This window comes from uncultured Vibrio sp. (assembly GCF_947488985.1).
GTDB lineage: Bacteria > Pseudomonadota > Gammaproteobacteria > Enterobacterales > Vibrionaceae > Vibrio.
In genome coordinates this window covers 1-9,892 of the sequence record NZ_CANLBV010000115.1, presented here as the reverse complement: position 1 = coordinate 9,892, position 9,892 = coordinate 1, and the positions used below count along the sequence as shown (strand labels likewise).

Annotated in this window: 7 protein-coding genes and 1 other annotated feature; of the genes, 3 read left to right on the top strand and 4 right to left on the bottom strand. The window is 43.5% G+C overall.

The window, feature by feature from the left end; all coding sequences use genetic code 11:
• Positions 1 to 441: 441 nt before the first annotated feature.
• The 4 genes from pheA to Q1A70_RS17535 all read right to left on the bottom strand — a co-directional run bounded on the left by pheA (position 442) and on the right by Q1A70_RS17535 (position 4,924).
• Entirely contained in the window at positions 442 to 1,617 is a 1,176-nt protein-coding gene (gene pheA, locus Q1A70_RS17550) for a prephenate dehydratase (protein WP_299694641.1), read from the bottom strand.
• Between the two features lie 12 nt (positions 1,618 to 1,629).
• Positions 1,630 to 1,751 (bottom strand) — a sequence feature (Phe leader region).
• A 110-nt stretch (positions 1,752 to 1,861) separates the two neighbouring features.
• Positions 1,862 to 2,197 carry a ribosome-associated translation inhibitor RaiA gene (gene raiA / locus Q1A70_RS17545; RefSeq protein WP_299694639.1) on the bottom strand — a complete coding sequence of 112 codons (336 nt, stop codon included), beginning with the start codon at positions 2,195 to 2,197 and terminating at the stop codon, positions 1,862 to 1,864.
• 437 nt (positions 2,198 to 2,634) lie between these two features.
• Positions 2,635 to 4,056: a lytic transglycosylase F gene (locus Q1A70_RS17540; protein WP_363318257.1), complete on the bottom strand. Its 1,422-nt coding sequence runs from the start codon at positions 4,054 to 4,056 to the stop codon at positions 2,635 to 2,637.
• A 139-nt stretch (positions 4,057 to 4,195) separates the two neighbouring features.
• Complete coding sequence (locus tag Q1A70_RS17535) at positions 4,196 to 4,924, bottom strand: outer membrane protein assembly factor BamD (RefSeq protein WP_299694637.1); 729 nt, start codon at positions 4,922 to 4,924, stop codon at positions 4,196 to 4,198.
• Positions 4,925 to 5,061: 137 nt separating this feature from the next.
• Between Q1A70_RS17535 and rluD the strand changes: the two genes are divergently transcribed.
• From rluD to clpB, 3 genes are all read left to right on the top strand, one after another.
• On the top strand, positions 5,062 to 6,036 hold the full coding sequence (gene rluD, locus Q1A70_RS17530) for a 23S rRNA pseudouridine(1911/1915/1917) synthase RluD (protein WP_299694635.1): 975 nt from the start codon (positions 5,062 to 5,064) through the stop codon (positions 6,034 to 6,036).
• 2 nt (positions 6,037 to 6,038) lie between these two features.
• The gene (gene pgeF, locus Q1A70_RS17525) at positions 6,039 to 6,779 is read left to right on the top strand and encodes a peptidoglycan editing factor PgeF (protein ID WP_299694633.1); all 741 of its coding nucleotides are present in this window, start codon (positions 6,039 to 6,041) and stop codon (positions 6,777 to 6,779) included.
• Positions 6,780 to 6,920: 141 nt separating this feature from the next.
• Positions 6,921 to 9,494, top strand: a complete 2,574-nt coding sequence (gene clpB / locus Q1A70_RS17520; RefSeq protein WP_299694631.1) for an ATP-dependent chaperone ClpB — start codon at positions 6,921 to 6,923, stop codon at positions 9,492 to 9,494.
• The last annotated feature ends 398 nt before the right edge of the window (positions 9,495 to 9,892 follow it).

Genomic DNA, 9,892 nt, shown 5'->3' with positions numbered 1-9,892 from the left:
AGCGTGCAGACAGAGTTACCAAAATGTGCACCAGAGACTGGATTAACCTGACCAGTTAATTTTCCAGATTGGTATAAGTGTATGTTAATTAATATTTATTAGCTATTTATTGCATGGCTTTAATGCATTCCTGTGAGGATGATTGGGTTTTTTACTCTATTTTTAGAAATATTGTTCATCGCGAGTTTTGGAAAATAAGAAGGTTGAATGCCGCGAGACATTGTATCTTTACGAGCTGGATATCGCATCTTAACGGATAGCGCACTGCTAACGAGTAAGCCATTTAAATAACGGGAATAGTTCTATTCTTATCCCGTTGTGGTTATCCCGCTGGCAGTGAACTTATTTGACTTACTGGCTACAGTCGGCGAAATGCATTCTGATGTCTTCGCCATCCTTGATGCAATACCTAAATACCCTAAGATTTAAGCCCCTAAAAACCTAAGACAGCTTAACTTGAGTGGCCTTAATGTTTTCGCTCGGGTAGCAGCCTAGTACTTTTAGGTGGCGAGTAATGGCGGTCAGTTCAGAGATGGCTTGCTGCATATTATCGGAATCTAAATGCGCTTCTAAATCGACATAGAACATCTCTTCCCATGGGTTGCCCATGATAGGGCGAGACTCTAGCTTGGTCATGTTGATGCCTAAGCGTTGCAGGATCAGCAAGGTTTCAACCAAAGAGCCTGCTTCTTGAGAGGTCGACATAATCAGTGTCGTTTTCGCCGGGATTTGAGTGGATACTTCAACTGGCTTACGCGCCACAACGATAAAGCGAGTGTGGTTTTCTGTTTGGTTCGCAATATTACCTTGGATTGACTGTAGGCCATAAAGCTTACCGCTCGCTGCATGGCCAATTGCCGCCACATCGTTGCCTTCTAGCTCTTTCACCTTTTTCATCGCATCTGCTGTACTTGCGCACGACTCAAGCTTCACACCTTTTAGGCGGCTTAAGAACTCGCTGCACTGCTGGTGAGGTTGTGGGTGCGAATACAGTGTTTTGATATCTTCTAAACGAATATCACTTTTCGCAACCAGGCAGTGTTCAATCGGTTGTGACAGTTCACCAACAATGTATAGCGTGGTGTGTTGCAGTAGGTCGTAAACTTCATTGATTGAGCCAGAGCTGGTGTTCTCAATTGGCAGTACACCGTAATCGGCATGGCCTGACTCTACCGTCGAAGCGACTTCTTTGAAGTGATTACAGTTTAGTTCAATTAACTCCATGTTCTTACGGCTGAAATACTCTCGGCTTGCAAGGTGAGAGTATGACCCTTTTGAACCAAGAAAAGCGACGCGAGCCAGTGGCTTACGGCTTTGTGGGTTAGCAAGGTTTTGCAGGTATGACTGCTGAAGCAGAACTGAATCTTCAATGATGGTGTGAAACAGTTTGGTAATGTACTGCGCATCAAGCTTGTACTTATCTTTACCGTTGTTGATCAGTTTAACCAGAAGCTGCTGCTCACGGACGGCATCGCGTACAGGTTTTGATGTTTCTACCTTACTTTTAGCAACCTCGATGCTGAGCTTGCGGCGTTCTGAGAGTAAACTCAACAGTTCATCATCTAAATCATTGAGACGCAGGCGGATATCATCCAGCGAAATTGAGTGGTCAGTCATAAATGTGTCCTTATAAAAAAGCCCCCCTAGTGTGGGAGGCTTCTTGTTCGTTTTTGACTTGTTTTTCTAAAACGACTTAGCCTCCGATTTACGGAAGAAAAAAGAAGTCAAAAATAAACAAAGATTGAGTGTGCATAAAAAGTAATTGTTTTATGTATGTTTAACCACAATAAGCAAGCGAGCTACGAGCGTCAAGCAAAAAAATAACGCCCTGAGGCGCTATTTTTTAATCTGTTATATTTCCTTATTCGACTTCAGCTTCTAGCTCTTCAATTTCAGGCTTCTCAGCACGACGAGCTTCTGGTTTATGGCGTAGCTTGTTGAGTTGACGTTCTAGTTTTTGTTCTACTTCGTTGATGGCAGCGTAGAGATCGTCATGAACAGATGAAGCAACAAGTTGGCCTTTTGGTACCGTTAGAATGGCCTCAAATTTTTTCTTTTTGTTTGGCTCTTCGTTAAAGCTCGCTTGGCAGCCAATAATGTCGACTTGCCATTTATCCAGTTTTTTAAATTTGCTTTCTATGTGGTTACGAATCGCAGAGGTAATGTCGATGTTTTTGCCAGTAATATTGATTTTCATATGATTTTTCCTCTGTTGTATCCCTCATGGGTTAACTCCAGATTACGATTATTGGCAATAAAAAACGTGATAAAGATCACACTTTATTGCAAAGGAATGAACATTAAAATCAAATGTGATCTCACGCAATAATTGGCTTGTTTTTGGTGAAAAATGCTTGTTATCAATATAAAAACCGATAAATTGAACCCAAGGCTTTGCTAAAAATTTATCCGGTTTTTAGGGGCGACGTACCGCTTTTTGAAAGTGCTTGATGAAAAGTTGCTCAATGTGATCTTGTGATCAAGCCCCCTGTTTGGTTTTTTAGGGCTTTGTTTTGTCCTGAAATACTGTTGCCTCGTTATGAAATACCTTGATAACCAAAAGCCGCATTAATTTTGTTATGCGGCTTTTTGCGTTCTGATGAGATGTTAGTTGTTTAAGGTGCTAAATGGCGTCTATCTACGATAAGGTACAAGCAGTGTCGCTGCACTCTCTTCTCGTTTGGCGTTAATCACAGCTAACTGTTTGTAGATGACAAAGTAACGGTTGATATTCGCAACATAGTCTACTGGTTCCTTGCTGACATGTTTCCGGGTGATGATTTCTACATTCTTAAACCAGACGTTGGAGTTATAACCTTGCTGCTTGGCGATGGTTCTCATTCTTCGAATCTTCGCCGGTCCTGCATTGTAAGAAGCCAAGGTGAAGTAGATTTGGTTGTCCGCCGATATTGCTGGGTCGTCAAAATATCGGTCCTTGATAAAACGCATATACTTCACACCCGCATGGATATTGTTGTCCACCTTGTGAATGTTCATGATGTTGACGTTTTTGTCTTTCGCTGTACTTGGCAGTACCTGCATCACGCCAATAGCACCGCGATGAGATATCCTGCTCTGATCCAGTCCTGATTCTTGGAATCCTTGCGCTGACATCATCAAAGGGTCAAATTCGTATTGACTCGAATACTTTTCAAATACATCGGCCAGTTTAGCGACTCGATCGACTTTATCTGGGTTGAGTGCCCTACCTAACCAGCGCGTATTCTCTATGTATTTGTTATAGATAACATTCCCTTGTAGTGTGCCTGATTTTGCGGTCTTAACATATTGGTTTATCTCTTGCTTTAGGAGGGGGCTGTTTTTTCTCAGTGCCCAAGCTATTTGGCTATTTTCACGTAACGGTAATTGAGTGTGCAGCTGAATATTACTCATCATATCCGTCCATAGCTTTGTCTTGTGGCTATCGAGAATGGTGCTTTGAATATAGCCTTGGTTAACTAATTCGATCAGTTCATAGTCTTGTAATGACTCTTCAATAAAATGAACGTGTAGCGGTGACAACCCCATTTTATTCAGCTTTTTATTGATGGCTTGTACACTTTCAAAATAACTTGAGCTTGCACGCACCCATACTTTTCGCCCACTTAAATGTTTTATATCGGTAATGGACTCTGAGCTTTTTCCTGTAATGATAATTTCTTGTATGTTTTTGATCATTGGATCGGAAAAATCGACCGTTTGCCTGCGCTTGTCGGTGATGGTGAGGTTCGCCGCCGCGATATCGCCATAGCCAGCTTCTAAAGACGGGAGGAGAGCATCGCGCTGAACAGGAATAATTTGGACGTTAAGCCCAGGATGGTTTTGTCGAAGTTTTTTCTCAAAATGGTAGAGCGTTTCTGCCAAGATGCCTTTTGGCCTTCCGTCTTCTATATAATAAAAGCCCAGATCAGCAGACACTAATACTCTCACTGTTCCTTTGGTTTTGAGTACGTCTAAGTCTCCTACATAAGGTTTATTGCTCAGTGGAGACAGTTCTAATGCGTAAGATAATTGGCTAAATAGCGTTATCCAAATCAAGATTAATAACTTGCTCACACCTACGCCTCATGTTGATGTTTTGTTAAGAGTTATTCATCAATAGTAATGCGGATAAGGGGATGCATCAAGTTTGCAGGATATTCAAAAAAGACGCGCTAATAAATTAGCGCGTCTTTGAAGGCATTTTATGGAGTGATTAAGGTAGTGGATTTAGCTCAATCAGCTCTTCAGTTCTCCGAACCGGGTCTTCTAAGCCGAGTTGTTTATAGGCTTCGAGCTGGATTTTTAAAGACTTACGTGCTGCTATGGTGTCAGGATACGTTTTTTGCAGTTCTTGTGAGCGGTTTATTGCGGCGATCCAAGCTTTACGACGTAGGTAGAAATCAGCTGTAGCGAGATCGTAATCCGCTAAACGATTTTTAAGTGAGTACATACGTTTTTGCGCATCTTCAGCATATGGGCTAGTTGGAAAGCGCTCCAGTAAGCGTTTGAAGTCAGCAAAGGCAAGCTTCACTGGCTCTGGATCTCGGTCACTTCGGTCGATATTAAAAATGTCGTGCATGAAGTTTCTATCTTGAGCCATATGCGTTAAGCCACGCATGTACAGTACCCAGTCTTGTTTTTCATGAGTTGGGTTTAAACGCAAGAATCGTGAAATGGTGGCAAGACCAAGTGCTAAATCATCATTTTTGTAATATGCGTAAATTAAATCCAGTTGAACTTGTTCTGAATAGGCGCCGAATGGGTAACGAGAGTCTAGGGCTTCTAGCTGTTCAATTGCTGAAAGCCAGTTACCACTTTGTAGTGATTGTTGAGCCTCGGAGTAGAGAACCGATGGTGGCACATCTGGCACTATCTCTTCAGTAGTTGAACAACCAACCAAGAGTGATACGGCTAGTAGACCCGATAAAGTAAGGTGTTTCATGTCAGGCGTCGATTCCTTGAATTAAATATTTCGTAAGCTTCCGTTACTTTCTAACCAGTAACAGATACAATGATGCAATTATTCTATTCTATCCATACTAATGGGTATTAGTCTCACGGTTTTTAAAAAAGTTCGATATGGCTCAGCAGATCACATTAACAGACACAGTAAAAAGCAGCCAGCTAGGTCAACGTTTAGACCAAGCTGTCGCTGAACTCTTTACCGATTTTTCTCGCTCTCGCATTAAAGAGTGGCTTCTTGACGGCAAAATCCAAGTGGATGGCGAAGTTATTACCAAGCCACGCGTTAAGGTTTTGGGCGGTGAAGAGATCATCTTGCAAGCTGAACTTGCAGATGAGGAGCGCTGGGAAGCACAAGACATTCCTCTAGACATTGTCTATGAAGATGAACATTTATTGGTTATCAATAAGCCTCGCGACCTGGTTGTGCACCCAGGAGCAGGGACGCCGGATGGAACCATACTAAACGCACTGCTTTTCCATTACCCTCAGATTGCAGAAGTACCACGTGCTGGTATTGTGCACCGTCTGGATAAAGACACAACGGGTCTAATGGTTGTAGCTAAAACGGTTCCAGCGCAAACTCGTCTTGTGCGTGCTCTTGCTAAGCGTCGTATCACTCGTGAATATGAAGCGATTGCCATTGGCAAAATGACCGCTGGTGGTGTGGTCGAAAAAGGCATTAGCCGTCATGCAACCAAGCGCACCTTAATGGACGTCAATGAGTTAGGTAAGCCTGCGGTGACTCACTACCGTGTTGCTGAACACTTCCGTGAGCATACTCGTATTCGTCTACGTCTAGAAACGGGCCGTACTCACCAAATCCGTGTCCACATGTCTTACCTTCAGCATCCGCTGTTGGGTGATATTGCGTACGGCGGTCGAGCTCGTATTCCCAAAGGTGCCTCTGAAGAACTGACAACAATGATCCGTTCTTTTGATCGCCAAGCACTGCACGCAGTTATGTTGAAATTTGTTCACCCAATTACCGGTGAAGACGTTGAGTTCCACGCACCTGTGCCTAATGACATGGTTGTGATGGCTGAAGCGTTGCGTGTCGATGCTCGCGAAAACATAGAAGACGATATTTAATTATGTCGATGATCGTCCCTAACTGGAATGCCCCTAAAAACGTCAAAGCAGTTGCTTCTACACGAATTGGAGGGTTTTCTACTGGTGCGTATCAAGGATTAAACCTAGGTACGCATGTTGGGGATGATGTTTCGCTTGTTGAAAGCAACCGAGCATGGCTTAAGCAACAAGCTAACATGCCTGCTTCACCTGTCTGGTTAAATCAAACTCACTCAACGGATGTTGTTACGGTTTTAGAGCCGACGACGGATATTCTCGATGCTGATGGTGCATTTACCACGGCCACGGGGGTCGTCTGTTCTGCGATGACGGCCGATTGTTTGCCAGTCATTCTTACTGATACCAAAGGCTCTCAAGTCGCTGCTGTTCATGCAGGTTGGCGTGGTCTGGCTGGTGGTATTCTTGAAAATGCAGTCGCAAAGTTTTCAAACCTAGATTCAGATAACCAAATTATGGCTTGGCTTGGTCCTGCTATTGGTAAAGATGCGTTTGAGGTTGGTGATGATGTGCTGGAAGCTTTTGTTCGTTTTGATCCTCAAGCTAAGCTCGCATTTAAAGCCAAACCTGAAGCGGGCAAATGGCTAGCGAATATGTCTCAACTTGCTACACAACGACTGCATAAAGTAGGCGTGTTGGAAGTGACCGATTCTAATCTATGTACCTATGCCGATTCCGATGCTTTCTACTCTTATCGCCGTGATGGTATCACTGGGCGTCAGGCGACTTTTATTTGGTTAGAGTAATTGCAATTTAGGCAACGACTTAGCCAATTGATTTATATTTTTAGAACAGTGCCATTCTTCATTCTTATCCCTTGAAAATCCCCATTATCGTATCCATCTTCTAATCATAAGGTAAACATATCTAAGATTAGGAAGGTTAGCATGCGTCTCGATCGATTCACGAGTAAATTTCAAATAGCGATATCTGATGCTCAGTCGCTCGCATTAGGTCGTGATCATCAATATATAGAACCTGTGCACCTAATGGTGTCGTTGCTTAATCAAGATGGCAGTGCAATTCGTCCATTGCTCACCATGCTGAATGTTGACGTAGTTCAATTGCGTTCTAAGCTGAGCGAAATGTTAGACCGCGTACCGAAAGTCAGCGGCATCGGGGGGGACGTTCAGCTATCTAATGCCATGGGAACGCTGTTCAACCTCTGTGATAAGGTCGCACAAAAGCGTCAAGACAGTTACATCTCTTCAGAAGTTTTCCTACTTGCTGCAATCGAAGATAAAGGCCCTTTAGGGAACCTACTTAAAGAGCTCGGTCTTACCCAACAAAAACTATCTCAAGCCATCGAGCAAGTACGCGGTGGTCAGAAGGTCGATGACCCGAATGCAGAAGACAGACGCCAAGCATTAGAGAAGTTCACTATTAATCTGACCGAAAGAGCAGAGCAAGGTAAGCTAGATCCTGTCATTGGTCGAGATGACGAAATTCGCCGCACCATTCAAGTTCTGCAACGCCGTACTAAAAACAACCCTGTGATTATCGGTGAGCCTGGGGTAGGTAAAACTGCCATCGTCGAAGGTTTAGCGCAGCGTATTATCAATAATGAAGTACCCGAAGGTTTAAGAGGCCGACGCGTACTGTCGCTAGATATGGGGTCTTTGATTGCTGGCGCTAAATATCGAGGTGAATTTGAAGAGCGCTTGAAATCAGTGCTCAATGAATTATCGAAAGAAGAGGGCAATATCATTCTCTTCATTGATGAAATTCACACTATGGTCGGAGCGGGTAAAGGTGAAGGATCCATGGATGCGGGTAATATGCTGAAACCTGCACTGGCCCGTGGTGAACTGCATTGTGTAGGTGCAACGACACTGGATGAGTATCGTCAATATATAGAGAAAGACCCTGCGCTGGAGCGTCGTTTCCAAAAAGTGATAGTCGATGAGCCAACCGTGGAAGATACGGTCGCTATTCTTCGTGGTTTAAAAGAACGTTATGAACTTCACCATCATGTAGAAATTACCGATCCAGCGATTGTAGCTGCGGCAACTTTATCCCACAGATACGTTTCTGATCGTCAACTGCCCGATAAGGCGATTGATCTTATTGATGAAGCGGCTTCGAGTATTCGTATGCAGATCGATTCAAAACCGGAATCACTGGATAAGCTCGAACGTAAGATCATCCAACTCAAGATCGAGCAGCAAGCGCTTACCAATGAAAATGACGAAGCGAGTGAAAAACGTCTTCGCACCTTACAAGCTGAGCTTTCAGATAAAGAAAGAGAGTTTGCAGAGCTGGAAGAAGTGTGGAATGCAGAAAAAGCCGCGTTATCTGGCACGCAACATATTAAATCAGAGCTAGAACAAGCTCGTATGGATATGGACTTTGCGAGACGCGCTGGTGATCTTAACCGAATGTCTGAGCTGCAATATGGCCGTATTCCAGAATTAGAGAAGCAACTAGACCTTGCGACTCAAGCTGAAATGCAAGAAATGACCCTGCTGCGTAATAAGGTCACCGATGCAGAAATTGCAGAAGTACTATCGAAGCAAACGGGCATTCCTGTTTCTAAAATGCTAGAAGCAGAGAAAGAGAAGCTTCTTAAAATGGAGGGCGTTCTGCACAAGCGCGTTATTGGCCAAGCAGAAGCGGTCGAAGTCGTTTCGAATGCGATTCGTCGTAGTCGGGCAGGTTTATCGGATCCGAATAAGCCGATTGGCTCGTTCTTATTCCTTGGTCCAACGGGCGTGGGTAAAACTGAGCTGTGTAAAACGCTCGCGAACTTCATGTTTGATAGTGACGATGCAATGGTACGTATCGATATGTCTGAATTTATGGAGAAGCATTCCGTCGCCCGTTTGGTTGGTGCTCCTCCGGGTTACGTTGGATATGAAGAAGGTGGCTACTTAACAGAAGCAGTGCGTCGCAAGCCATACTCAGTGATTTTGTTAGATGAAGTAGAGAAAGCGCACCCTGATGTTTTCAATATCCTACTTCAGGTTCTTGATGATGGACGCCTAACTGACGGGCAAGGTCGCACAGTCGACTTTAGAAATACGGTGGTGATCATGACATCTAACCTTGGTTCTTCGAGAATCCAAGAGAATATCAACACACTCGACTATCAAGGAATAAAGAATGAGGTGATGGAAGTCGTAGGTAAGCATTTCCGTCCTGAGTTTTTGAATCGTGTTGATGAAAGTGTTGTGTTCCACCCATTAGGTCAAGAGCACATTGAGTCTATAGCTTTGATTCAATTGCAGCATTTAAGTCAACGGATGGAAGATAACGGTTATGAACTTGAAGTCTCAGATAAAGCACTGAAGCTAATTGCTCAAGTTGGTTTTGACCCAGTATATGGTGCGCGACCTTTGAAAAGAGCGATTCAGCAAAGTGTCGAGAACCCGCTAGCGAAAGCAATATTGGCAGGAAAAATTAATCCAGATAAGAAAGTACAGCTATTAGTAAACAATGACCGCATTATTGCTCACCAATAGTTAAAGTAAGAACTGTAGGTTCGATTGGCCGAAATCAAGGCTCAATCGTACCTATTTTAAACGCTTTGAGTGAATAGTGTTCGAATGGTCGCTGCTGGCGGTTTTTTTTTGTTTTTGACCTTGTGTAAAGGATTAATCTCTCTATAATGCGCCTCCGTTGCCAAGGATAACCAAGCGGTTTGAACTGAGTGACAAGACGGTGATAAGCATTTAAGATGCTTTGAAAAATTAGCAGGAAAAAGTGTTTGACACTGGAACCCAGTTCGCTAGAATGGCCGTCCACTTCGAGAGGCTCCTGACTAAAGGAACGCTCAACAAGTAAAGCTCTTTAACAATTTAAACCTATCAATCTGTGTGGGCACTCGTTGATGAATATCAAAACGTTATTGGTTCTTTTT

Excerpts from the sequence above, each read along its gene's own strand:
- raiA (WP_299694639.1), bottom strand. The coding sequence starts at position 2,197 with ATGAAAATCAATATTACTGGCAAAAACATCGACATTACCTCTGCGATT.
- clpB (WP_299694631.1), top strand. The coding sequence starts at position 6,921 with ATGCGTCTCGATCGATTCACGAGTAAATTTCAAATAGCGATATCTGAT.
- rluD (WP_299694635.1), top strand. The coding sequence starts at position 5,062 with ATGGCTCAGCAGATCACATTAACAGACACAGTAAAAAGCAGCCAGCTA.
- pgeF (WP_299694633.1), top strand. The coding sequence starts at position 6,039 with ATGTCGATGATCGTCCCTAACTGGAATGCCCCTAAAAACGTCAAAGCA.
- pheA (WP_299694641.1), bottom strand. The coding sequence starts at position 1,617 with ATGACTGACCACTCAATTTCGCTGGATGATATCCGCCTGCGTCTCAAT.
- Q1A70_RS17535 (WP_299694637.1), bottom strand. The coding sequence starts at position 4,924 with ATGAAACACCTTACTTTATCGGGTCTACTAGCCGTATCACTCTTGGTT.